The organism is Actinocorallia aurantiaca (assembly GCF_039533685.1).
GTDB lineage: Bacteria > Actinomycetota > Actinomycetes > Streptosporangiales > Streptosporangiaceae > Actinocorallia > Actinocorallia aurantiaca.
Genome location: NZ_BAAATZ010000034.1, coordinates 157,736 through 182,043, shown reverse-complemented (window position 1 = coordinate 182,043; position 24,308 = coordinate 157,736). Strand labels below are relative to the sequence as shown.

24 protein-coding genes are annotated in these 24,308 nt (G+C 70.6%); 10 read left to right on the top strand and 14 right to left on the bottom strand.

All coding sequences use genetic code 11. The annotated features are described in order from the left end of the window. The 5 genes from ABD327_RS33480 to ABD327_RS33460 form a co-directional block, all read right to left on the bottom strand. Entirely contained in the window at nt 1–1,551 is a 1,551-nt protein-coding gene (locus ABD327_RS33480; protein WP_344456852.1) for an ABC transporter substrate-binding protein, read from the bottom strand. A 10-nt stretch (nt 1,552–1,561) separates the two neighbouring features. Beyond that, entirely contained in the window at nt 1,562–1,849 is a 288-nt protein-coding gene (locus ABD327_RS33475) for a hypothetical protein (protein ID WP_344456850.1), read from the bottom strand. Beyond that, nucleotides 1,846–2,904 (bottom strand): class I SAM-dependent methyltransferase, encoded by a 1,059-nt coding sequence (locus ABD327_RS33470; RefSeq protein ID WP_344456848.1) that lies wholly within the window; start codon nt 2,902–2,904, stop codon nt 1,846–1,848. The genes ABD327_RS33475 and ABD327_RS33470 overlap by 4 nt, the downstream gene beginning before the upstream one ends. Before the next feature lie 35 nt (nt 2,905–2,939). Beyond that, entirely contained in the window at nt 2,940–4,145 is a 1,206-nt protein-coding gene (locus tag ABD327_RS33465) for an FAD-dependent oxidoreductase (RefSeq protein WP_344456846.1), read from the bottom strand. Between the two features lie 380 nt (nt 4,146–4,525). Continuing rightward, the gene (locus ABD327_RS33460; protein ID WP_344456844.1) at nt 4,526–5,338 is read right to left on the bottom strand and encodes an IclR family transcriptional regulator; all 813 of its coding nucleotides are present in this window, start codon (nt 5,336–5,338) and stop codon (nt 4,526–4,528) included. A gap of 139 nt (nt 5,339–5,477) precedes the next feature. Here ABD327_RS33460 and ABD327_RS33455 point away from each other — a divergent pair, with 139 nt between their 5' ends. From ABD327_RS33455 to ABD327_RS33420, 8 genes are all read left to right on the top strand, one after another. Then, nucleotides 5,478–5,771, top strand: a complete 294-nt coding sequence (locus ABD327_RS33455; protein ID WP_344456842.1) for a Dabb family protein — start codon at nt 5,478–5,480, stop codon at nt 5,769–5,771. Continuing rightward, entirely contained in the window at nt 5,764–6,420 is a 657-nt protein-coding gene (locus ABD327_RS33450; protein WP_344456840.1) for an isochorismatase family protein, read from the top strand. The genes ABD327_RS33455 and ABD327_RS33450 overlap by 8 nt, the downstream gene beginning before the upstream one ends. After that, the gene (locus ABD327_RS33445) at nt 6,417–7,310 is read left to right on the top strand and encodes an isocitrate lyase/PEP mutase family protein (protein WP_344456838.1); all 894 of its coding nucleotides are present in this window, start codon (nt 6,417–6,419) and stop codon (nt 7,308–7,310) included. Before ABD327_RS33450 ends, ABD327_RS33445 begins: the two co-directional genes overlap by 4 nt. Then, nucleotides 7,307–8,050 (top strand): maleate cis-trans isomerase family protein, encoded by a 744-nt coding sequence (locus tag ABD327_RS33440; RefSeq protein ID WP_344456836.1) that lies wholly within the window; start codon nt 7,307–7,309, stop codon nt 8,048–8,050. Before ABD327_RS33445 ends, ABD327_RS33440 begins: the two co-directional genes overlap by 4 nt. Before the next feature lie 14 nt (nt 8,051–8,064). Continuing rightward, a complete protein-coding gene (locus ABD327_RS33435; RefSeq protein ID WP_344456834.1) occupies nt 8,065–9,750 on the top strand; it encodes a nitrilase-related carbon-nitrogen hydrolase in 1,686 nt (561 codons plus the stop codon). Between the two features lie 213 nt (nt 9,751–9,963). Next, entirely contained in the window at nt 9,964–11,064 is a 1,101-nt protein-coding gene (locus ABD327_RS33430; RefSeq protein WP_344456832.1) for a PP2C family protein-serine/threonine phosphatase, read from the top strand. Between the two features lie 195 nt (nt 11,065–11,259). Beyond that, on the top strand, nt 11,260–12,975 hold the full coding sequence (locus tag ABD327_RS33425; RefSeq protein ID WP_344456829.1) for a hypothetical protein: 1,716 nt from the start codon (nt 11,260–11,262) through the stop codon (nt 12,973–12,975). 252 nt (nt 12,976–13,227) lie between these two features. Beyond that, a complete protein-coding gene (locus tag ABD327_RS33420; RefSeq protein ID WP_344456827.1) occupies nt 13,228–13,779 on the top strand; it encodes a hypothetical protein in 552 nt (183 codons plus the stop codon). Nucleotides 13,780–13,794: 15 nt separating this feature from the next. Here ABD327_RS33420 and ABD327_RS37550 read toward each other — a convergent pair whose 3' ends face one another. The 9 genes from ABD327_RS37550 to ABD327_RS33375 all read right to left on the bottom strand — a co-directional run bounded on the left by ABD327_RS37550 (nt 13,795) and on the right by ABD327_RS33375 (nt 21,135). Then, nucleotides 13,795–14,007: a hypothetical protein gene (locus ABD327_RS37550; protein WP_425547276.1), complete on the bottom strand. Its 213-nt coding sequence runs from the start codon at nt 14,005–14,007 to the stop codon at nt 13,795–13,797. Nucleotides 14,008–14,174: 167 nt separating this feature from the next. Continuing rightward, complete coding sequence (locus ABD327_RS33410) at nt 14,175–14,867, bottom strand: aspartate/glutamate racemase family protein (RefSeq protein WP_344456825.1); 693 nt, start codon at nt 14,865–14,867, stop codon at nt 14,175–14,177. 94 nt (nt 14,868–14,961) lie between these two features. Next, on the bottom strand, nt 14,962–15,909 hold the full coding sequence (locus ABD327_RS33405; protein ID WP_344456823.1) for an oxygenase MpaB family protein: 948 nt from the start codon (nt 15,907–15,909) through the stop codon (nt 14,962–14,964). Nucleotides 15,910–16,004: 95 nt separating this feature from the next. Then, a complete protein-coding gene (locus tag ABD327_RS33400) occupies nt 16,005–16,193 on the bottom strand; it encodes a ferredoxin (RefSeq protein ID WP_344456821.1) in 189 nt (62 codons plus the stop codon). Between the two features lie 17 nt (nt 16,194–16,210). Beyond that, nucleotides 16,211–16,414 (bottom strand): hypothetical protein, encoded by a 204-nt coding sequence (locus tag ABD327_RS33395; RefSeq protein ID WP_344456819.1) that lies wholly within the window; start codon nt 16,412–16,414, stop codon nt 16,211–16,213. Then, entirely contained in the window at nt 16,411–17,556 is a 1,146-nt protein-coding gene (locus tag ABD327_RS33390; RefSeq protein ID WP_344456816.1) for an amidohydrolase family protein, read from the bottom strand. Before ABD327_RS33390 ends, ABD327_RS33395 begins: the two co-directional genes overlap by 4 nt. Nucleotides 17,557–17,571: 15 nt before the next feature. Next, a complete protein-coding gene (locus tag ABD327_RS33385) occupies nt 17,572–18,432 on the bottom strand; it encodes a mycofactocin-coupled SDR family oxidoreductase (RefSeq protein WP_344456814.1) in 861 nt (286 codons plus the stop codon). A 37-nt stretch (nt 18,433–18,469) separates the two neighbouring features. After that, the gene (locus ABD327_RS33380; protein ID WP_344456812.1) at nt 18,470–19,945 is read right to left on the bottom strand and encodes an aldehyde dehydrogenase family protein; all 1,476 of its coding nucleotides are present in this window, start codon (nt 19,943–19,945) and stop codon (nt 18,470–18,472) included. Then, on the bottom strand, nt 19,945–21,135 hold the full coding sequence (locus ABD327_RS33375; RefSeq protein ID WP_344456809.1) for a cytochrome P450: 1,191 nt from the start codon (nt 21,133–21,135) through the stop codon (nt 19,945–19,947). Before ABD327_RS33375 ends, ABD327_RS33380 begins: the two co-directional genes overlap by 1 nt. 320 nt (nt 21,136–21,455) lie before the next feature. Here ABD327_RS33375 and ABD327_RS33370 point away from each other — a divergent pair, with 320 nt between their 5' ends. Next, the gene (locus tag ABD327_RS33370) at nt 21,456–22,688 is read left to right on the top strand and encodes a CaiB/BaiF CoA transferase family protein (RefSeq protein WP_344456807.1); all 1,233 of its coding nucleotides are present in this window, start codon (nt 21,456–21,458) and stop codon (nt 22,686–22,688) included. Nucleotides 22,689–22,754: 66 nt separating this feature from the next. Further along, nucleotides 22,755–24,239 carry a FadR/GntR family transcriptional regulator gene (locus tag ABD327_RS33365; protein WP_344456805.1) on the top strand — a complete coding sequence of 495 codons (1,485 nt, stop codon included), beginning with the start codon at nt 22,755–22,757 and terminating at the stop codon, nt 24,237–24,239. Nucleotides 24,240–24,308 lie beyond the last annotated feature (69 nt).

The following is a 24,308-nucleotide window of genomic DNA, read 5'->3' as shown; positions in this document are numbered from 1 at the left end:
TCAGGCCTCCTTCACCACATCGTCGAGCAGCAGCATCAGACCGTTGCCGTTGTCGAACCCGCTCACGCCCTTGCGGTAACCGCCGACGGTCGGGGCGCCGTAGGTGTAGAGGACGTACGCCTGGTCGTTCAGGTACTGGGCGCACTCGATGAGCTTCTTCTCGCGCTTGGCGGTGTTCATCTCGGTCCGCTCAGCCTTGAGCAGCTTGTCCCACTTGGCGTCCTTGACGAACGGCTTCTTGGACGAGGAGACGTGGCCGTACATCCGGTCGGCGTCGAAGATGCCGGTGTAGGAGCCGCCCCGGTAGAAGATGTGGGCGTCGGAGCCGTTGCGGAACGACTGCACCCAGACCGGGACCTCCACAGAGCTGATCTTCGGCTTGAACCCGGCCTCCTGGAGCTGCGCCCCGATCGCCTCGTACAGCTTCTTGTAGAGGTTCATGCCGAAGATCTCGATCTCCGCGCCCACCGCGCCGGCCTCCTTGAGGAGGCTCTTGGCGCCCTCGAGGTCGTAGGCGGGACGGGTGATCGACTTCGTGTGGCCGAAGACGCCCTCCACCGCGACCTGGCCGTCCTCCAGCACGCCCGCGCCGTAGGTGAGCGCCTCCATCAGAGCCGGGGCGTTGACCGCCTTGACGGCGGCCTGGCGCACCCGCAGGTCGTCGAAGGGCGCCTTGTTGGTGTTCAGCTGGAACATGTTCTGGTTGCCGCTGAAGTCGGAGGCGATGGTGAGGTCGTCCCGGCCGGCCAGCGTCTTCAGGCTCTCGGCGCTGAGGTTCTGCGCCGCGTCGATCTCCCCGGCCTCCAGCGCCGAGGCGAGCGCCCCGGCGTCGGTGAAGTACCGGAGCGCGATCTCCGGGGTCTTCGGCTTGTCGCCGTAGAACCCGTCGAAGGCGGTGAACTCCACGCCCGTGTCGACCCCGAACTTGCTGATCTTGAACTGGCCGGAGCCGATGGGCGCGGCGTTGAAGCCGTCCTCACCGACCTTCTTCCAGTGCGCCTCGGGCACGATGAAGATCTGGCCGAGGCGGGCCAGCAGCAGCGGGTCGGGCTCGTTGGTCTCGATCTGCAGCGTGGTGGCGTCGATCTTGCGGACGTCCTTCACGCTGGCGAGGAACATCGCGTTGGCGTACTGCTTGGCGGTGACCTCGGTGATGCTGAAGACCACGTCGTCCACGGTGACCGGCGAGCCGTCGTGGAACGTGGCGCCCTGGCGCAGCTTGAACTTCCAGACCGTCGGCTTGGTCCGCGTCCACTCCTCGGCCAGCCGGGGGGCCGCCTCGGTGTCGCCGCGCAGCTGGCGCACCAGCGAGTCGAACGCGTTGAACTGGAAGGTCGTGTACTGCTCCTGCATCGGGTGCAGCGTGTCGTCCACGACGACCGTGCCGATGGTCAGGAGGGAGGACTTGGAACCGCCGCCGCTCGAGGAGCCCGGACCGCAGGCGCTCAGCAGGGGGGCCGCCGCCGCCAGGCCGCCGAGCGCCAGGCCGCCCCGCAGGAAGTTCCTGCGGTCGATCGCCCGGCCCTGGCCGGAGAAGAAGCTCTTGCTCACTTACCGTTCCTTATGATTCGACGGCCGCGACCGCGGCCTTCACCCGGGTGTCGGGGTCGAAGACCGCCCCGAACACGCGCCCGACGAGCGCTTCGCGCTCCTTGCGCAACTTCGCCACGAGCTCTTCGGACGGCCGCAGCTCGTCCACCGCGGCGGGGTCGAGGCAGCCCCGCTCGGCCAGCAGGTGCTCCAGCACCAGGGTGCGGTCCTTGAGGACCCACAGCTCGGAGGTCACCTCGGCGATCATGCGCGCGAGTTCGTCCAGCCGGTCGGAGCCGAGGTAGTTCTCGCCGCTCACAGGTTCTCCTCCTTGCGTCCGCGGACGATCCACGGGTAGTCGCCCTTGTTCAGTCCGTAGGCCTTGACGTCGGTGAAGCCGACCTCCTCCATCAGGGCGGGCAGGTCGAGCTGCAGGTAGGCGCGCATGAACGGCTCGCCCCGGTGCTCGGTCTCCCAGTCCAGGACGACCGACCGGAAGGCGCCGTTGCGGTCGAAGGGCGCGATGTCGCCCATGACCAGGTCGCCGCCGGGCTCCAGCACCCGGAGCATCTCCTGGAGGATCGCCTTGGTGGCGGTCGGCGGGGTCTCGTGGAAGAGGGTGAAGATCGACACCAGGCCGACCGAGGCGTCCGGCAGGCCGGTCTCCTCGACCGGGGCCTGCAGGAGGGTCCATTCCCGGCCCTCGTGCACCGCGCGGGCGCGGGCGTAGCGCAGCTGGGTCTCCGACAGCTCGACACCGATGACCTTGCTGTCGGGGAAGACGTCGGACAGGGCGGTCAGCATGCGCCCGTTGCCGCAGCCGGCCTCCAGGACCGTGCCGTAGTCCCGGCGCGGGGCCTCCAGGGCCACCTGGGTGCGCTGGTCCTGCAGGTTCTCACCGGTGCGGACGGCGCCGACGCCGCCGGGCATGATGACGTAGCGGTAGCCGAGGTCGTGGATGACCACGCCCATCAGGTCGTGGCCGTCCCAGCCGCCGGTCGTCAGGTGGAAGCCGGTGTGGAAGTAGGCCGGGACGTTGGCGTCGGGGTTGAGAGTGAGCGAGCCCGGGGCGTCCTCGGGGACGTCCAGCCACTCCTCGATCACCGGACGGGACTCCTCCGCCGCCGGGATGGAGCGGACGTAGATCTCCTCGGCCACGTACCGGGTGTAAAGGCGGTCGTAGAGCCAGGGGGCGTGGTCGGCGAGCTTCTCGTTCACCGAACGGCGCCGGTCGGCCAGGTCCTCCGGGGGCGCGGTCTCCAGCTGGTCGTAGCGCGCGGCGGCCGCGGGCTGGAGCACGCCGCCGGCGTAGCCCTGAAGCGAGCCGAGGAATTCCAGGCTCGCACGGGACCGCTGCTTCACGGGAACATCCACGAGATCCTCCTTCTCAACATGTAGGAATACAAGACTCAGGTAAGTGCTCGGGCGCCCCTGGCGATCCGGGAGGCGAGCATCGACGAGCGCAGCAGGTGCGCCCTCGCCAGCTCCGGGTCGGCCGCGGTGCGGCGCATGTGATCGTTCTGGCGCTTCCGCTCGGCGGGGTCCTCCTCGCGGAGCATGTCCCGGTTCTCATGGGTGACGACCCGCACGTAGTCGTGCGCGACGGACCTGCGGGTCTCCTCGTAGGACTCCAGCAGGGCGGTGTCCCCCGCCTCCGCGGCGAGGATCGCCTCGGCCGCCATGGCGGCGTCGTGGATCCCGCTGTTCATGCCCATGCCGCCGAGCGGGTTGTTGAGGTGGGCGGCGTCGCCCGCCAGCAGCACCCGGCCCACCCGGAACCGGTCGGCGACCCGCTGGTGCACCCGGTAGATCCGGGAGTGCACGATGTCGTAGCCGTCGGGGTGGGGGGCGATGGCCTGGAGACGGCGCTGGATCTCGTCGGGGTCGAGGGCCGTGGCGGCGTCCTGCTCGTCCGGAGAGATCGGGAAGAGGGCCCTCCAGTGCAGCGGGGTGCGCAGCAGCACCAGCCATTCACGCGGGTCGGAGATGTAGTTGACCGAGGCGATGCCGGGGATGAGCTCGGCGAAGTCCACGTTGGTGGACACCACCAGGAACTGCTCGGGGTAGGTGATGCCGGGGAAGCCGATGTCCAGCGCGTGCCGGATCGGGCTGTGCGCGCCGTCGGCGGCGATCACCCAGCGGGACCGGTACTCGACCGCGGGGGCGCCGGGGTCGGCCGAGCCGGCCACCTTCACCACAGTTTCCTCACCGTCGGTCTCGGCCGAGCGCACGTGGGCGTTCTGGAAGAGCCGGACGTTCGGCAGCTCGGCGAGCCGGTCGCGGATGATGCGGACCAGGTTCTGCTGCTCGCTCTGCAGCCGGTAGGGGAAGCGGGTGTCCTCCGCGATCTCGGCCAGGTCGAAGTGGGCGACCAGGCCCTCGGCGCGGTCCCGGTACTGGTAGGTGTCGGACACCAGGCCCGTCTCGTGCAGTGCCTCGGAGACGCCCAGCTCGTCCAGGATCTCCAGGGTCGGGGGGTGGAACGTCGAGGCCCGGGACTCGCCGAGCTCGCCGTCCCCGGCCAGGCCCGCCTCGAAGACGTTCACCCGCAGCCCGCGCAGGGCGAGCTTGAGCGCCGCCGTGGCGCCCACCGGGCCGAGACCCACGACCGTCACGTCGGAGTCCTCCGGCGGCCGTGAGTCGTTGAAGCCGAGAAGCACTGGTCCTCCATCAACTAGCAGCTCTCACACTGCGGTAACCATGCACTCGAGATGTGGGAACGCTAACCAGCACCTACCGGGCAAGTCAATGCTTTCTAGACAGGTCTTAACCAACTGGTAACGCCAGGGGGTTTTCGTTCCGCTCAACGGAACAAATTCACCAACAAACACACCCCGAGGGTGGATCACCTGGCAAAATGGAGAGATCGACGTTCCGTCGAGCGAAACATTCGCGACACACAGGGCATGCCGAACACCGGCGAGACAGGGTTCCGGTCACCGGTGAAAGGGGAAGGCGCGAGCGGGGCCGTAAGGGGCCGCGCGTGGATCAGGGCTCAGCCGTTGTGCGAGCGGTCCACGAGGATCCGGGAGATCTCGGCCGCTCCGGAGATCACCAGTTCGATGAGCCGGGCCCGGTCGGCGTGCTGCAACCGGAAGAGGGGGCCGGCGACCCCGAGGGCGCCGACCACTTCGGCGCCGTCCTTGATCACGGCGGAGGCGCCCCAGATCCCCTCGTCCACCTCGCCGAAGCTCTCCAGCCAGCCCACCCTGGCCACGAGGGACACGTCGGCCCTGATCTGCTCGCGCTCGGAGTCGGTGAGCACGGACATCGCCGCCAGGTAGCGCTCCCGCTCCGCCTCCTTCATGGAGGCCAGCAGCACCCGGGAGGCGGAGCCCTGGTGCAGGATCATCGGCTGCCCCTGGTCGAACTGCAGCCGGACCGGGTGCGGCGACTCGACGCGGTCCACGCAGATGGCGCTCCAGCCCACCCGTTTGATGAGGAGCGTGGTCTCGCCGCTGGCCTCGGCCATCGAGCGCAGCATCGGTTTGGCCAGCACGTCCAGGGAGTCCCCGGCGGCCCGGGCGGCGCCGGCGAGGGAGACGAACAACCAGCTCAGCCGGTACTCTCCCGGCCTGGCCTCCTCGACCAGGCCCTCCTCGCGCAGAACCGACAGGTAGCGGTAGATCGAGCTGATCGGCATCTCCAGCACGGCGGCCAGTTCGGCGGCGGAGCGGGTGTGCCGCTGGGGGCTGAAGGCCCGCAGCAGCTGGAGCACCTTGCGCGAGCTCTCCGCGCCGCTGCGTCGGGCGGGCCGCTCCTGCGCCGGGACGAGCGGACCTCCGTCCGCCGCGGACCTGTCGGGCACGCCGGCCCCTCCTCCACCACCGGACAGGCTTGACCCCGGAGAGCACCAGGATCTACCCTGTTCTTACATAACAAAAATCAGTCTCTCACACTGCGGGAACCGGGCACCATCCCTTGTTGAAAACGCCCGGAGGACCTCCATGGTTCGGCACATCGTCCTGCTCCGGTGGACAGAAACAGCCACCGAGCAGCAGAAGCAAGACGCGGAAAAAGCCTTTCACTCACTGCCGGAGAAGGTATCGCAGATCCAGAAGCTCGTCTGTGGCGCCGACCTCGCCCTCACTCCGGGCGCGCACGACTTCGCCGCCGTGCTCGACTTCGCGAGCGCCGATGACTGGCGCGCCTACCAGGCCCACGAGGCCCACAAAGCGATGATCGCCGAGTACCTGGCGCCGATCCTCGCCGAGCGCTCCGTCATCCAGTTCGATGTCTGAGGGGGCCGGGAAGGCCTTCGCCGAGGACGCGCTCGCCGACGACTACCGCGGTGCGGGATTCGGCGGGAGCCTGGGCCTCGGACGGCGCCCCGCGCTGGTGGTCGTCGACCTCGTCCGCGCCTACACCGACCCGGAGTCCCCCCTGTACGCGGGGGCCGAGTCCGCCGTCGCGCAGACGGCGCGGCTGGTGCGGGACGCCCGGGAACTCGGGCACCCCGTCGTCTTCACCTACGTGGAGTACGCGCCCGGCGGGACCGACGGCGGCCTCTTCTACCGCAAGGTGCCCGCGCTGCGGCTGTTCGAACGGGGCTCGCCCTGGGGAGAGCCCCCGGCGGAACTCGTCCCCGGACCCGGCGACCTGCTGGTCACCAAGCAGTACCCGTCGGCGTTCTTCGGCACGTCCCTGGCCTCCACCCTGACCGCGCTCGGCGTCGACTCGGTGGTCGTCACCGGGACGAGCACCAGCGGCTGCGTCCGGGCCACCGCGCTCGACGCCCTGTGCCACGGGTTCCGGCCGGTCGTCGTGTCCGACGCCGTCGCCGACCGCGACCCCCGGCCGCACGAGGCGGCGCTGTTCGACCTGGCCGCCAAGTACGCCGACGTCCACGAGACTGCGAAGGTACTGGACTTGTGGAAGACAACAGCATGACCCCCAGACTCGTCGCCCCCGCCGACCGCCTGCGCGCCCACCTGGCCGCGGGACCGCCGCTCCTGGCCGCGGGGTGCCACGACGCCCTCTCCGCCCGGCTGGCCGCCCAGGCCGGATTCGAGGCGATCCACCTGTCCGGCGCGCTCGTCAGCGCGGTCACCTTCGGCCTGCCCGACCTGGGCTACGTCGGCGCGTCCGACATGGTCGACGCGCTGGTCCGGGTCACGGCCGGCACCGACCTGCCCGTCATCGCCGACGCCGACACCGGCTACGGCGACCCGCTCCAGGTGGCCCAGACGGTCCGCCGGTACGAGCGGGCCGGAGCCGCGGCCCTGCACCTGGAGGACCAGGTCATGCCCAAGCGCTGCGGCCACATGGCGGGCGTGCGGCTGGCCGGCCTGGACGAGACCGTGGCCCGGCTGCGCGCCGCGGCCGACGCCCGCGAGCGGCTCGTGCTCATCGCCCGCACGGACGCGCTGAACGTCGCCGGCGAGGACGAGGTGCTGCGCCGCGTCGCCGCGTTCGCCTCGGCCGGAGCGGACGCGATCTTCGTCGAGGGCGCCCGGGACGCCGGCACCGTCCGGCGGGCGCACGAGGCGTCGGGCGGGCTTCCGGTCGTGGTGAACTACTCCGCCGCCGGGCACGCCCCCGAGCCGATCGACGTCCTGGCCGAGGCCGGCGCGCGGCTCGCGCTGTTCCCGGTGGCCGCGGCCCTGGCCGGAGCCGCCGCGATGAGCGCGGCCTACCGCGAGGTCCTGGCCGGCCGCCGCGCCCCCGAACCGCCGCTCAGCTGGGCGGACTTCACCGCCGTGCTGGGACTCCCCGCCCTCGCCGAGGACGAGGAGCGCTGGCGTCCCTCCGCTTCCGACGACCCCGAGGAGTCCTCATGACGACCGTCCTGGCCGACCGCCACGTCTTCGGCGTGATCGTGCCCTCCACCAACACCGCGGTGGAGGACGAGTACTACCGCTTCCGCGCCCCCGGCGTGTCCTTCCACACCGGGCGGATCCTCATCCGCAACGCCGTCCTGAACTCCGACGAGGACATGGAGAACTTCCTCGAGGACCTGCGCGGCGAGATCGGCGCGGCGGTGGAGTCCGTCCTGACCTGCAAGCCCGACTCCCTGATCATGGGGATGAGCGCCGAGACGTTCTGGGGCGGGGCCGAGGGCAACGCCGAGTTCGAACGCTGGATCGGCGAGATGTCCGGCCTGGACGTGGTCACCGGCGCGTCCGCGACCCACGAGGCGCTCCAGCGGTTCGGGGTCCGCAAGATCGGCGTGATCACCCCGTACCAGCCCGTCGCCGACGAGCAGGTCCGCGCCTACTTCACCGAACTGGGCTACGAGGTGCACGCCGTCCACGGTCTCAAGTGCGGTTCGGCGACCTCGATCGCGGAGGTGACGCCGCAGGAGATCCGCGACGCGTTCGCGAAGGTCGACGCCCCGGACGTGGAGGCGCTCGTCCAGGCCGGCACCAACCTGCCGGTCATCGGCGTGGCCGCCGCTCTCGAGGAGGAGCTGAACAAGCCGGTCGTTCCGATCAACGCGGCCTCCCTCTGGCACGCGTACCGGACCCACGGCATCAAGGACCGCATCCCGGGCGCCGGCCGGCTGCTCGCGACGCTCTAGAAAGGAAGCAAGAGATGGCGAAGGTTCGGGTCGCAGCGGCCCAGTTCTTCTCGGGACCGGATCCGCTGGCCAACCTGGAGCTGTGCGCGGGCTACGTCCGCGACGCGGCGGCGCAGGGGGCGCGGCTGGTCGTCCTGCCCGAGAACTCCAACCGGCTGCGGAACTTCAAGTCGCGCGAGGAGTGCTTCGAGCACTCCGAGGACCTCGACGGCGCGTTCGTGACGGGATTGCGCGAGCTGGCCGCCGAACTCGGCGTCCACATCGCGGTGGGCGTCGACCTGCGCGGCGAGAGCTCTCCGACCGTGTACATCGGCTCGGTCCTCATCGGGCCGGACGGCCGGATCGTCGGCGTGCACCACAAGCACGTCCTGTGGGACTACGAGTACACCCTCTTCGTGCCGGGCGACGAGCCCTACCAGGTGTACGACACCGAGATCGGCCGGCTCGGGCTGCTGCTGTGCGCCGACGGGATCGTCCCCGACACCCCCCGCGCGCTCGGCCTGATGGGCGCGCAGATCCTGTGCAACTCGCTGAACTCCCGCGGCCCGGACGAGTACCGGGTGCACGTGCCGCTGCGCTCCATGGAGAACCGGGTGTGGCACGTCGCGGCAAACACCGTCGGCGGCCCGGAGCACGAGTGGCCGTGGATGGGCGGCAGCCAGATCATCGCCCCCGACGGCACCCGGCTCGCCGACGCCGGAGAGGACGAGCCCGGCCTCGCCATCGCCGACATCGAGCCGGAGCTCGCCGACGACAAGCACATGGACGGCGTCGGCGACGTGTTCGCCTGGCGGCGTCCCGACCTGTACGGCGTGCTCACCCGTCCGCTCGACGAGGTGCCCGCGGCGTCCATGTACGGTCCCGCCCCGGCGGACATGCCTTCGCGACCGCTGCCCGTGGCGCTGCTCCAGGTCAGCTGGGTGCGCAACACCGAGTGGACGGTGCTGCGCGCGATCGGCCAGGTCTCCTTCGCGGGCAGGCGGGGGGCCCGGCTCGGCGTGCTGCCCGAGCTGTTCTGCCTGGAGCCCGGCGAGGCCGCCAAGGACCCCGAGCGCGCGGCGAACCTGTCCCGCGACGTCCTGCAGCGGCTCGCGTCGGCCTGCGCCGAGGCGAAGCTGTGGCTGGCCGTCAACCTGGTGGAGGCCGACGGCGGGAAGTACTACTCGACCGTCTTCCTGCTCGACGACACCGGCGCGCTCGTCCACCGCTACCGCAAGACCCACCTCACCGACGAGGACCGCGCCTGGGCGACCCCCGGCTCGGAGCTGTCGGTGGCCGACACCCCGATCGGCCGGATCGGCTTCATGATCGGTGAGGAGGTCTGGGTGCCGGAGGTGTCGCGGGTCCTGTCCGTCGAGGGCGCCGAGCTGATCGTCCACCCGACGTCCTGGACGACCCCGGACGCCATGCACGTCGCGGCCACCGAGCGCACCGAGGAGAACCGCGTCCACCTCGTCTCGGTGACCCGCCTGGACTGCCCCGCCGGCCTGGGCAGCCAGATCGTCCGCGCCGACGACTTCCAGCCCGGCCAGCCCATCGCCGTGATGCGCTACCCCACCGGCTACTGGACCCGTCCCGGCTTCGAGGAGCAGCTGCTGCTCGAGCTGGACCTGCGCGAGTCCAACGACAAGATGATGGGCTACCACCTCGACCCCCTGGCCACCCGGGCGCCGCAGCTGTACGGCTCCTTCACCGCCTGAGGACCCGGCGGTCCCTTGAGTGCGTGTCCCGGCCGGTTCTCCGGCCGGGACACGTTCGTGTTCCGGCCTGCTCCGTGATGGTCGAAGCGCGCCGGTCTTCCGGAAGAATGGGGGCAGTCGTCCCGCCGACGCGGTTACCTGGCGAAACAGGTGGCCGGGAACGGCCCCCACCGCTAGCGTGACGACGCAGAGGCGGATCAGGCGGGAGGTGGAATGCAGCCGGTCAGCACCCGGAACAGGATCATCCTGGGTCTCCTTCCCTACGCGATGATGGGGGTGGTCGCCCTCGCCGACGCGTTGACCGGTCCGGAGTACGGGTTCCTGCCCCTCCTGTCGCTGGGGCCCGCGTTCGCCAGCCTGAGCGGCGGGGTGAAGCGCTCCCTGGCCATCGGCGTGCTGGCGATGGTGCTCTGCGCGGTGCTGGCGGCCGACAACGACCTGCTGGGAACGCGGCAGAACACCGTGACGTGGGGGACGCTTCTCGGGGTGATCGGGGCGAGCGTCGTGGCGACGGTGGGACGGCAGCGCAGAGAAAGGGAACTGGCCAACGTCCGGTCGATCGCCGAGGCCGCGCAGCGGGTCCTGCTGAAGCCGGTGCCGCGGCGGGCCGGGCATCTGCGGATCGCCGTCTCCTACACCTCCGCGGTGACCGAGGCGCTGATCGGCGGCGACCTGTACGAGGTGACGGTCTCCCCCGGCGGCGGGGTGCGCATGATCGTCGGCGATGTGCAGGGCAAGGGCCTGGAGGCGGTGGAGACCGCCGCGCTGGTACTCGGCGCCTTCCGCGAGGCCGCCCCCTACGAACCCGACATCAGATCCGTCGGCGTCCGCCTGGAGCGCGCCATGAACCACCGCCTGACCGGCGAGGACTTCGTGACCGCGATCCTCGCCGAGATCCGCGACGACGACCTCACCCTCCTCAACTACGGCCACCCCGCCCCCCTCCTCCTCCGGGCGGACGGCACCTCCTTCTTCGCCGAACCGAAGCAGGCCGCTCCCCCGCTGGGCCTGGCCGACCTGGAGCCGGACCCGCCCGAGCCCTACGGCCTCCCCTTCACCTCCGGCGACCAGCTCCTCCTGTACACCGACGGCGTCATCGAGGCCCGCGACCCCTCCGGCGAGTTCTATCCCCTGGAGGACCGGGCCTCCCACCTCAAGGCCGATGACCCCGAGCAGGCCCTCCACGACCTCCGCCAGGACCTCCTCGACCACCTGGACGGCCCCATCCAGGACGACACCGCCATGCTCCTCGTCCGCTGCAAGACCCACCTCGAGGTCCTCGACGCCCAGGACGGCCCCGCCGAGACCCGCTGACCGCTCCCACCCGGCACCGGGCGTGGTGACGGTCCACGCTCCACGCGGTCGACGTCTCCACCGGGACGGGTCTCGTCATGTTGCCGCGGTAACAAAGCGCGGCCGTCACTCCCTGCGCTGTGAACTATCCGGCCGGCCCGTGCCGCAGAAGGATCGATCTGCTGCCCGCCCCGCCCCCAGCGCAAGGAGCACACCATGTCGCCATCCCGGTTCCGAACATTTCTGCTGGCCTCCGCCGTCGTCCTCACCTGCGCCTCACCGGCCGGAGCGGAGGAGTCCCGGACGGAGGCTCCCGTCGTCACGAGTTCGCCGGTGACGAGCGTGGCCGAGAGCGTGGTGCGGGTGAAGGTGCCGCTGCCCGCCTCGGCGGGCGCCCGCCCCGCCGCCTGCGACTGGCTCTCCTACCTGCGGTTCCGGCACGTCGACGGCCCTGCGAAGTCCGCGGACGCCGACAGGATCCTCATCGCGCAGCCCGGAGTCCTGGAAGGGGCCGGCGCGTTCGACAGCGTGGCCCGCAACACGATCACGCAGGCCGCCGCGCAGGGCAGGCACCTGGAGTTCTGGGCGCTGGACCGGCGGTCGAACTGCCTGGAGGACCAGACCGGGGTCCTGGCCGGCCTCGCCGCCGAGGACTCCCATGTCGCGGTCGACTACTACTACCGCGGCAAGGAGATCGACGGCCGGACCTTCGCCGGCTATCCGACCAACGACCAGGTCGCGTGGCTGCAGAACGTCGGCCTCGAGCAGACAGTCCGCGACCAGTACGACCTCATGGTCAAGGAACTCTCCGACGCCGCGGTGCGCAAGCAGAAGGTGCTGTGCGGCGGCCACTCGCTCGGCGGCATCATCACCGCGTTCTTCGCCCAGTGGGACTTCGACCACGACCCCGCCACCAAGGCCGACGCCGGATTCAACCAGTGCGCCGGTTACTTCGCCCTCGACACCCGGATCGGCACCAGGCTCCCCGGCACCGCCCAGGCCCAGGCCGTGCCGACCGGCACGACGCCCGGCGTCGACCTCGGCCCCGAGTTCGTCAAGCTCGGGCTGAACCTCGGTTTCATCCCCCGGACCCTGTCGGCACCGGCCGTCATCAACTCCGAGACGATGAACCTCCTGGCGATCGCGGGCCTGTCAGCGGACCTCGACCCCGGCGGACAGTCCGACCTGGCCACCTACATCCCGGCCGGCCCCAACACCGACGACACCTACCGGCTGCTGTTCTCCAAGGACTACGCCACCTTCTTCAAAGGATCCCCGACCGTGCAGGACTTCCGGATCACCAACGCCGGAGTCCTCGGAGGGCTGCTCGACGACAACTCCCAGCCCCTGGCGTTCATGCAGGCCAGCGTCGGCTTCTTCAGCGGCGGAAAGCTCGCAGACAAGTCCTTCCCCGTCCCCGCCGACCTGGTGAAGACCCCCGGTCTCGAAGGCCTCGCCAAACTCGTCGGCCCCGAGAAGAAGGCCATCCCCGACGAGCCGAACGGACCCCTCTACACCTGGCTCGACTACGACCAGATGGACGGGACCGTCGCCACGTCCGCTGACGGCGCCCCGTTCACCACCCCGGCCAAGGAGGTCACCGCCATCGACGAACTGGCCCGGAGCCTGGCCGAACACCCGCTCGACTTCACCGAGCACTTCTTCCCCACCAAGCTCGTCACCGACATCGCCCTCGCGTCATCCCCCCAGATCGCCGGGGACGCCGTACACCCCGAGGGCATAGAGGCCAACCCGACGATCACCCTCCTCGCCGGCGACGGCATCCTGGCCGGCTCCCCGACCGACGGCATCTTCGGCACCCTCGTCGTCGCCCCCGGCTACCAGCACATAGACGTGCTGACCGCCGCCGCCACCCAGAACGACGGCCGCCCCGAACCGATCTCCACCGCCCTCGCCGACTTCGCCGGGTGACGCTCCCGGGTGCGGGCCGCCCCTGCCCGCACCCGGCCACGACGGCTCGCTGAAGAAGGAAACGTTTGAGGGCCATCTCTTGACATCGGAGTGCGCGAAACGGTCTCCTAGTCCCACGTTGCGAAACCGCGTTTCCTTCACCGAAACGTCGGGGGCGTGCTCGATCGCGTGCGGACCGATGGTGCGATCGAGGACCAGCGGCGTGCTTCCGTGCACGTCATCGTGACCTGCATGCGACAGAAGGAGTGGTTCATGTCGACCAGCCCGATGAAGATGAAGGGCCGCGGGGCACTGCGCGGCCTCACCGTCGGTGCCACCGCGATCGCGCTGGCCACCGTGGGGCTCGGCAGCACCCCCGCCTCGGCCGGTACCGGAACCGTGGCTTACAGCTGTTCCATCTTCTCCACCAAATTCACCTACAACGCCAAGATCACCATGAAGGGCCCGGCCAAGCCCTCCGTGGGCGACACGGTGAAGATCACCGCGGACTTCTCGGCGCTGCCCGGAGTGTCACCGGTCGCCGTCGACTCGTGGAAGAGCACCGCCAAGTTCACCGTGTCGGGCGCCCAGAAGACCTCCGTCAACGCGACAGGTCCGAAGAAGACCGGCCCGATCAAGCCCAAGGGCAAGATCCCGCTCGGGAAGCTGACCGCCAAGGTGAAGCTGAAGAAGAAGGGGAAGATCTCGGTGACCACGGGCACGCTCAAGATCACCGCGGTGGCGTACGGATCGTCCGTGACGATGCCCTGCACGCCCAAGAAGAAGACCCTGCCCAAGCTGCTGAAGCTGACCGTCAAGCGCTAAGCCCGATTTCTCGGATCAGGTGCGGAGCCGGATGAACAAGGCCGTCACGGCGATGGTGCCGAGGTGGACGGTGGTGCGTTCGCCGTAGCCGGTGGGGCGGCCGCCTTCGCCGCCGCGTCTGCGCCGGTCGGCCTGCTGGTCGCGGGATTCGGGGATGGTGTGCCGGATCCCGCGGCTGCGCAGGTGGGCGCGGTCGACTCGGGCGGAGAACCCGGCGTGAACGACCACACGCCGGCTGTCAGCAGATCTATGGGACAGATCTAGCGGTCTTCGTCCCGCCGGCGCCGCATGATGAGGCAAGGGCCGAGCTCATGGAGCCCCGCGTCGATCTCGGCCTGCCGGCGAGCGCGCAACCTCGGCTCCCATTCGCCTTCCGGCGTCTCCGCAACCGGTTTTCAGTCCTCGAGTGCGAAGTCGACTGCGGCGCGGCAGTGGAGGAGCGCCGTCGGGAAGACCGGGACGGGGCTGTCCTCCTGGCCCACGAGGAGCTCGATCTCGGTGCAGCCGAGGATGATCCCCTCGGCGCCTTCGTCGACCAGCCGCCGGATGACCTGGCGGTAGGCCTCGCGGGACTCGTCCCGCACGACGCCGACGCACAGTTCGTCGTAGATGACGTCATGCACGAGCTTCCGGTCGGTCGCGTTCGGGATGAGCACGCGTAGGCCGTTCACGGCCAGTCTCTCGACGTAGAAGGTGTCGCTCATCGCGAAGTCCGTGCCGAGGAAGGCGACTGTGCCGACTCTCGCGGACTTCACCGCCTCCGCCGTCGCGTCGGCGATGTGCAGCAGCGGAACCGTGAGCTCGGACTCGATCCTGTCGGCGACTTTGTGCATCGTGTTGGTGCAGAGCACGACGAAGTCCGCCCCGGCGGCTTCGAGTGCTCTGGCGGCCTCGGTGAGCACGTCGCCCGCCTCGTCCCACCGGCCTTCCACCTGCATCTCCTCGATGGCCGCGAAGTCGACCGAGTAGAGCACGCATCGCGCGGAGTGCAGCCCTCCCTCCCGCTCCCGGACGAGTCGGTTGACGAGCTGGTAGTAGAGGACAGAGGACTCCCAGCTCATGCCCCCCAGCATTCCGATGAGTTTCATGAAGAACCTCCGGCGTGAGACAGGACCGCCTGTTCGATGTCCAGAGGCGGACGTCGGCCGCATCGTTCGGCCGGCGTCCGCCGAATGGCGACGGTCAGGCGGTCGCGTTGATGCGGTCGTGTGCCTCTTTGACGTACCAGGGGGTGCCGATGGCCTTCTGGACGCCGTTGACGACCGTCCAGTGGAGTTTCCGGCCGATCGCGCGCTGGCGGTCGGTGGACTTCGCGCCGAGGATCTCGCGGGCCCACCAGGGCATCGCGTCCTCCAGTGCCCAGCGCAGGGGGGCGCGGCCGGGTTTGTCGAACTCCGAGAAGGCGAAGTCGAGGGCCCACGCGCCGTCCTCGTTGAGGCACATGCGCGGGCGCATCTGGCGGTAGTACTCGTCGAGCTCCGCCATCGTCTGCGGCAGGTCGGTGGCGCCGATGGCCTCGTGGATGCGGGCCATTCCGGCCACCACCTCGTCGATCTTCTCCGGCGGCAGCGGCTTGGGGTGGTACAGCTGGTGGCCGCGGACGTAGCCCCAGGTGAGGCCGGCGTGCGCCCAGCGGAGGTTCTCCGCGCTGTTGGCGGCGTACGGCGTGCCGTCCGGCATCGTGCCCTGGACCGTGTCGTGGTACCGGTGCACGTTCTTGCAGATCTTCTCGGCGACCTCGGTCGGTCCGAAGACGGTGGCCCAGTAGAACGACGCCGAGCGGCCGCCGCGGCGCTTGCGGTCGTTGAAGAAGTCGCTGTGGTCGAGGCCGCCGTACACCATGTCGGGCTTGACGCCTTCGCACATCAGACCGACGAAGCCGCCGACGATCGCGGAGAAGTGCGAGTGCACGTACCACATCGCGCTGTCGGGGGAGAACCATCCGGGGTCGCCGGCCGGCCGGTCGAAGCGCACGCCGGGCAGCATGGCGGACTCGTACATCAGGTGGTCGAGCTTGTCCTGGACCCAGCCGTGCCGGCGGATCGGGTCGACGGGGCGCTGCGGGCGGGTCTGCGGGGGGCGGCGCCCATCGGCCGGCATCGCCTGGGGAGGTTCCTGGGTCACGTCCATCGTCTACATCCCAACTTGGTCATCTTGGTTGCCTTCGCAACTTTTCTAGCCTGAAAAGGCCGGCCTCCCATGGCAAGAGGCAGCCCGTAAGCGGATCACACGACGGTGACAGCCCGTTCCGGACAGGCGCGGGCACCGGCGAGGGCCGCGTCCTCCTTCCCTTCGGGCACCTCGATCTCGCCCGCGACCGCGTATCCGAGGTCGTCGAGCGCGAACACGTCCGGGGCCCGGTCGTTGCAGCGCGCGTGGCCGCAGCACTTGCCCTGGTCCACCACGAGTCTCATGAGTTCTCCAGTCGCGTTCAGCGCGCGGACGGTCCGCGCGTCCACGCCTGCAGGACGCCCAGCCGCTCCTCCAGCGCGGCCCTCGCCTCGGGCCGCGTCTCGGCGTCGAGCCGCGACCGGACGTCCTCGATCTCGGAAAGGACGCGCGCGGCCGCCTCCTCGCGGGTGAGGAGGTCGAGGTCGCTCCAGTCGGACCGCTCCGACTCCGGGCGCCCGCTCATGCGGGGAAGTCGTAGAGCCGGCGGGTGTTCAGTTCGACGATCTTGTGGACCTCCTCGTCGGGCACGCCGGCCAGCCGCTCGGCGGCGACGGCGCGGCTCTTGGGCCAGTAGGAGTCGGAGTGCGGGTAGTCGCACTCCCAGGTGATGTTGTCGACGCCGATCGCGTGCCGGGCCTCGATGCCGAAGGAGTCGTCGATGAAGCAGCCGTGGATGTGCCTGCGGAACAAGTCGGAGGGGCGCACGTCCTGGTTGACGTTCTGGTAGAAGCGGTGCCGCTCCCAGGTGGTGTCGATGCGCTCGAGCAGGTAGGGAACCCAGCCGATGCCGCCCTCGGACAGGCCGATCTTGAGTTTCGGGTGCCGGTGGAAGACCGGGGAGAACAGCAGGTCCGCGGTGGCGTACATCGAGTTGCAGCCGAACAGCGCGATCATCACCGCGAACGGGGCGTCGGGGGCTGTGACCGGCGCGTACCCCGAGGTGCCGAAGTGCATGCTCAACGGCATGCCGGTCTCCTCGGCCGCGGAGAACACCGGGTCCCAGTGCTCGGTGTGGAAGGAGGGCAGCCCCAGAGGGACGGGGTTCTCGGGGAACGCGATCGCCTTGGCCCCCTTGGCCGCGGTGCGGTGGATCTCCGCCACGCACAGTCCCACGTCCCACAGCGGGAGGATGACCAGGGGGATGAGCCGGTCCGGCGCGGCGGCGCACCACTCGTCGAGGATGTAGTCGTTCCACGCCCTGACGCACAGGCGGGCCAGCTCGCGGTCCTCTCCTTCGAGGAAGAGGGTGCCGGCGAAGCGGGGGAAGGACGGGAAGCACAGCGCGCCCCAGACGCCGTCGAGGTCCATGTCGGCCAGCCGGGCCTGGGGGTCGTAGCAGCCCGGGATCATCTCGTCGTAGCGGGTCGGCTCGAGGCCGAACTCCTCGGGCCGCTTGCCCGCCACGGCGTTGAGGCCGATGGTCGGGTAGATCCGGTCCTCGTACCTCCAGACCTCGGCGGGCGCCCGGCCGCCCGCCCGCTCCTGTTCGATGATGACCGGGCCGACGTCGCGGTACTTGGACGGCAGGCGGTCAGACCACACCCGCGGATGCTCGATGAGGTGGTCGTCGGTGGACAGCATCTTCATCCACGGCTGCAACGGCATTGTCGTTCTCCTCCGTCAGAAGGCCGGCTGCTGGGGGCGGTTCTTGACGTAGCTGCCGGCGTCGACCCGCATCTGCATGCCGGTCACGTACCGGGACTCGTCGGAGACCAGGAACAGCACCATGTCCGCGATGTCCTCGGGCTCGACGAACCCGACCGGCATCGCCTGCATCGCGGGGAACGCCACCAGCGCGTCCTCGCGGGTCGGCCGCTCCAGGTCCGGGCGGAACACCCGGTACATGACGTCGCTGTTGAGCATGTCGGTGTTGCAGTTGGAGGGGTGCACCGCGTTCACCCGGATCCGGCGCGGGGCCAGCACCACCGACAGGTCGTGGACGAACGAGGCGACGGCGCGCTTGGCCATGGCGTAGCCCATGCCCCCGAAGCCGTTGGCCGGGTTGTCGGTGCTTCCGGGCAGCAGCCCGGCGACGGATCCGGTCGCGACGATCGAGGCGCCGTCCGGCAGGTGGGGTATCGCGGCCTGGACGGCGTTCACCACGCCGTTGAAGTCGACGGACACGGCGTCCAGGAACGCCTGCGCCTCCTGGCTGCCCAGCGGGCAGATGCCGGCGTTCGCGACGACCGCGTCCAGCCGGCCGAGTTCGGCCACTCCCCGGGAGACGGCGTCCACGAGCGCCGCGGGCTCGCGCACGTCGGCCTGCGCCGCGAACATGCGGCGGCCCAGCTTCTCCACCTGGCGGACGGTCTCGTCCAGGTCCTCGCGCGTGGCGAGCGGGTAGTCGTTGGTGGCGATGTCCTCGCACAGGTCGACGCCGATGATGTCGGCGCCCTCCTGGGCGAGGCGCAGCGCGTGGGCTCTGCCCTGACCGCGCGCGACACCGGTGATGAACACTGTCTTGCCCTGGACCCGGCTCATTCCTCTTCCCTTCCTCCGGTCGAGCGGCGGGGGCGGTTCAGCCGCCCGCGACGCTCCAGCTGATGCTCTTGGTCTGCAGGTACTCGTCGAGCCCGTACTCGCCCCACTCGCGGCCGAGGCCGCTCTGCTTGTAGCCGCCGAAGGCGACGTGCGGGGTGACGCCGCCGCCACCGCCGTTGACCGTGACCAGGCCGGCCCTGATCCGCTTGGCGATCTCGTAGGCGCGGGCCGGGTCCGCCGACCACACCGAGCCGGCCAGCCCGTAGGGACTGTCGTTGGCGATGCGCACCGCGTCCTCGTCGTCGTCGAACGGGATGACGAGCCCGACGGGGCCGAAGAACTCGGTCCGCGCGATCGTCATGGCGTTGTCGACCCCGGTGAACAGCGTCGGCTCCACGAAGTAGCCCTTGTCCAGGCCCGAGGGGCGGCCGCCGCCGAAGGCGATCCGCGCGCCCTCCTCCATGCCGGTGCGGATCAGCTTCTCGACCTTGTCGCGCTGCGCCTCGCTGATCAGCGGGCCCATCACGGTGTCCGGCTCGGCCGGGTCGCCGACCTTGACGTACCGCAGCGCGGTGACGATCTTCTCTACGAGCTCGTCGTGCCGTGAGCGGTGCACCAGCGTCCGGGTGTACAGCGCGCATCCCTGCCCGGCCTGGACGACGATGCCGGCCATGATCTCCGGGAGCACCTTGTCGAGGTCGGCGTCCTCGCACACGATGCTGGCGGACTTGCCGCCCAGCTCCAGCACGGCCCTCTTCATCGTGGACGCGGCCTGCTCGTAGACCAGCCGGCCGACGGTGTCGGAGCCGGTGAAGCTGACGAGGTCCACCATCGGATTGGTGGTCAGCTCCCGGCCCGCCTCGACGTCGCCGGTGACGATGTTGAGCACGCCCGGCGGCAGCCCCGCCTCCTCCGCGATCTCCCCCAGGACCAGCACCTCGAGCGGGGTGGTCGGCGCGGGCTTCAGCACGGTCGTGCAGCCGGCGGCCAGCGCGGGCGCGAGCTTCATGACGCTGAGGAAGAACGGGAAGTTGTAGGCGGAGACGAGCGCGGCGACGCCGAACGGCTCACGCCGCAGCACTCCCTGGCCGATGCTCCCCGGGCCGACGGTCGGCGCCACCGGCTTCTCCCAGGCGAAGGAGGGCATGACGCGCTCGGCCATGTCCCGGAAGTGCCGGATCGGGATGCCCACCTGGATCGACTCGGCCAGCGGTCGGGTCGATCCGGCCTCGGCCATGTTCAGCTCGATGAGCTCGGAGGCCCGCCGCTCCATCACCGCGGCCATCGCGAGCATGGTCTCCGCGCGTTCCCGGACGGACATCCGCGGCCAGGGGCCCTCGTCGAACGCGCGCCGCGCGGCCTGGACCGCCCGCACCACGTCGTCGCGGGTCGCCTGAGGCACCCGGCCGACGACCTGTTCGGTCGCCGGGTTGACGATCTCGATCCGCTCGTCGCCGGAACCCTCGGTCCAGGCCCCGTCGATGTACAGCCGGTGGGTCGGTTCGGTGTTCATCACACGTCCCAGCGCAGCCGCAGCGCGTCGAGCCCCCACACACCGCCGCTGTGCTCCATCGGCGTCTCGACCAGGTCGTAGTCGGGGATGAGCCGGTGCCACTCGGCCAGCAGGACCGCCATCTCCTGGCGGGCCAGGTGGGAGCCCAGGCAGCGGTGCGGTCCGGCGCCGAAGGACAGGTGGCGGACGTCCTCGCGGTCCAGGTCGACGCGGCGGGCGTCGGGGAAGACCGACTCGTCGCGTCCGGCCGCCGACAGCGGGAAGGCGGCCATGTCCCCGGCCTTGACCGGGCAGCCGTGGAACTCCACGTCCCGGGTCGCCTTGCGGGCGGTCTGCGTGATCGGGTAGACGCGCAGCAGTTCCTCGACCGCGTTCGGGATCAGCTCCGGTGAGGCCGTGATGCGCTTGCGGTCCTCGGTGTGCGTGGCCAGGTGCAGGAAGGCGTAGGAGGTCTGGCCGGCGACGGTGTCGAGGCCCGCCATGAACAGCAGCAGCATGCAGTTCAGCAGGTCGGCGTCGGAGACCGGCTCGCCGTCGATCTCCCAGTTCAGGGCGTTGTTGACGATGTCGGACGCCTCCGGGTCCGGATCGGCCCTGCGCTCGGCGATCAGGCCGGCGAAGTAGCCCATCACGAGCTGCATGCCCTCCATGCGGACCTCGGCCTCGCCGCTGTGGAGGATCTTCTCCTCCCACTCCATGAACTCCGGGAACTTGTCGACCGGCATGCCCATGATCCGCAGGAAGATCGTGGCCGGGAACACCCGCGCGACGTCGCGCGCGAAGTCGCACTCGCCCTTCGGCCTGACGGCCTCGATGATCTCGGCGGCCAGCCGGCGCTGCTCGTCGAGCATCCCCTTGGTCCGCTTCGGGGTGAAGTAACCGCCGAGCAGCCGGCGCCAGCGGGTGTGCTCGGGCGGGTCGAGCATCACCGGGATCCACTTGTACGGCGGGTCGGGCTCGGTCGGCGTGACGACCTGACTCGACCACAGGTCGGGCTGCTGGAGCCCGTCCAGGATCACGTCGTGGTCGGTGAAGACCCAGTAGCCGGGGGTGTCCTCGGTCCACAGCGCGGGGCGCGCGCGGTCCTGGTATCCGTCCATCCGCTCGAACGACGTCAACGCCGGCACCGGCGGACCGAAGGTCCGGTAGTCCTCGATCGGGCACGCCGCGGGGGTGGGGTCTCCGGCCATATCGGCTCCTCAGAAGGCGCATGTGATCTGACGCACAGGAGCATAAGTCTCTTCTCCGGATTTGGGTAGCCTCAATTCGAGCCAGCCGTCATCTCGCACCACCCGCTCCCGCAGTGCCGCCCTCCGGCGAAGACTCCCCCTCCGCACACCAGATCCCCCTTCCTGTCCCGCAATAAAGGCGATCTACCTCAGCCGGCCAGGGATCGCCCGCCACCTTCCCGAAGATCCGGGCGGTTGCTATGCTCCGGCCGAAGAGGGAACAGAGTGCACACAATAGCGCTCCGTAGCAATCCCTTTACACCGAGGAGAGGGCGGTACGGATGCATCGACCCATGGACGGCGTACGGATTCTGGAAGTCGCCCAGTTCACCTTCGTGCCGTCCGCGGGCGCGGTACTGGCCGACTGGGGGGCCGACGTCATCAAGATCGAGCACGCCGAGCTCGGCGACGCCCAGCGCGGCCTGGTCCGGCTGCTCGGCCTGGACGTGCGCAGCAAGGGCACCTCGTTCTTCCCGATCATGGAGGGCCCCAACCGGGGCAAGCGCAGCGTCGGCCTCGCCCTGGAGAACCCGTCGGCGCGCAGGGTGCTGGAGGAGCTCGTCCGCAGCAGCGACGTGTTCCTGACGAACTTCCTCCCCCGCGCGCGGGCCAAGCTGCGCATCGAGCTCGAGGACATCCGGGCGATCAACCCCGACATCATCTACGTCCGCGGCAGCGGGTTCGGCGCCCGCGGCGAGGAGGCCGACAAGGGCGGCTACGACAGCACGGCGTTCTGGGCCCGCGGCGGCAGCGCCGCCGGGGTCACCCCGCCGGACTCCGGCACCATGGCGCGCCAGCCCGCCGGCGCCTACGGCGACTCGATCGGCGGCATGACGATCGCCGGCGGGATCGCCGCGGCGCTGTACTCGCGGCAGGCCACCGGACGGCCGTCGGTCGTCGACGTGTCGCTGATCGGCGTCGGCGCGTGGGCGACCCAGTTCTCGGTCAACCTCGCGCTGCTGGCCGGCGGCCCGCTGCCGCAGGTCGAGCAGCCCAGGCACGGGTCGGCGTCCAACCCGCTGATCGGCGCCTACCGCACCGCCGACGGGCGCTGGCTGGAGCTGGCGATGCTGCAGCCCGGCCGGTACTGGCCGGAGCTGTGCGCCGCCGCCGGCCGCGGGGACCTCGTCACCGACGAGCGCTTCGACGGCGTTGAGAAGATCATGGAGAACGCCGCCGAGGCGGCGGAGATCCTCGCCGGGATCATCGAGCGGCGCACCTACGCCGAGTGGCTCGAGGTGCTGGAGGGCGTGCGGGGCCAGTGGGCCGCGGTGCAGAACTCCTGGGAGGTCGGCCAGGACCCGGCGCTGCGCGCCAACGGGCTCATCGCCCCCGTCGTCGACGCCGACGGACGGCCGCGCGAGCTCGTCGCCAACCCCGTCCAGTTCGACGAGACCCCTCCCCCGCTGCGGCGCGCGCCCCAGTTCGCCGAGCACACCGACGAGGTGCTGCGCGAGCTGGGCTGGAGCGACGACGAACTGATCCAGCTCAAGATCGACGGCGCGATCACCTGATCCGGAGACCGGGCCGGACGGGGCGCCCCCGCATTAGACTCGACGCAGCATGTCGGAGGGCCGGGGGTGAGCCGCTTGGCGGTGGAGGCGGATTCCCGGCTCGCACGCGTCCGTGACGGCGGCGGCCCCGCCCCCGGCGGACGCGCCGCCGGGTCGGTGGGCAAGCTCGCCTCGCAGGTGGCCCGGCGGATCGAGGCCGAGGTGATCGGGCGGGGCTGGCCGGTCGGCGAGATCCTGGACTCCGAGCCCGTGCTCCGGGAGCGCTACGGGGTGAGCCAGACGGTGCTGCGCGAGGCGGCCCGGCTGCTGGAGCACCACCAGGTCGCCAGGATGCGCCGCGGCCGGGGCGGCGGGCTCGTCATCTGCGCCCCCGACGCCGGGCCGGCGGTCAGGGCCGTCGTCGTCTACATCGAGTACGTCGGCGCCACTCCGGGCGACGTGCTCCACGCCCGCCGCCTCATCGAGCCGCTCGTCGGCAGGCTGGCCACCGAGCGGATCGACGAGGGCGGCATCGCGAGGCTGCGCGCCACCCTCGCCGCGGAGCTCTCCTCCCGCAGGCACGGGGACTGGGCGGACGGCCTCTTCCACGCCGTGCTGAGCGAGATGACCGGGAATCCCGTGCTCCAACTCTTCATCGACGTGCTGGAGCAGCTGACCTACCGGCACGCGGGCGTGTTCGGGCACATCCCCAGGGACGAGCTGCTCCGCTTCACGGAGGTCTCCCACCACCGGCACGCCGAGATCATCGACGCCGCGGTCGCCGGCGACGCGCCGCGGGCCGAGGTCGGTCTCCTCGAGCACCTCGACGAGGTCGTCGCCTGGCTCGGCATCGGAACCGACCGGGAACGGCGCGGGCCGGTCGCGCCCGCCGCCGCTCCGGCGAACCTCGGCACGGGCACCACGCTCGCCGAGACGGTCGCGGCACGGATCTACCAGGACGTCGTCGACCGGGGCCTGCGGCCCGGCGCGGTCCTCGGTTCGGAGGCCGAGCTCATGGACCGCTACGAGACGAGCCGCGCCGTGCTGCGCGCGGCCGTCCGGCTGCTGGAGCACCACTCGGTGGCCGCCTCCCGGCGGGGGCCGGGGGGCGGCCTGGTCGTCACCCCCCAGGCGCCGCAGGCGGCCATCGACGCGAGCGCGCTGTACCTGGCGTTCCGCGGCGTCACCGCCGAGGACCTGGACCTCGTCCGCGAGGCGATCGAGGCCGGGACGGTCGCCCGCGTGGCGGCCCTGCGCGACGAGCCGGACGTCGCCCGCCGGCTCGCGGAGCTCGCGGACCGCCCGCCCCGGGAGCCGCGAGACGACGACCCCGCCGGCGACGGGGGATTCCACGCCGAGCTCGCCGGGCTGGCCGGCAATCCGGTGCTGAGCCTGTTCCTGCGGATCATCACCGACCTGTCCCGCCGGATCCGGGCCGCCCATGGCGGATCCGTCCCTCCCGGCGCCTGCCTCGACGGCTTCGACCGGGCGCACGGGGAGATCCTCGGCGCGATCCGCGACGGCGACGCGGGCCTGGCCCAGCACCGGATGCGGCGGCACCTGTCCTCCTGACCTCCGGTGTCCGGTCGGGCGGGAGAGCTCAACGACCCCTTTTGAGGCTACTTATTAGTGCCCCATGTG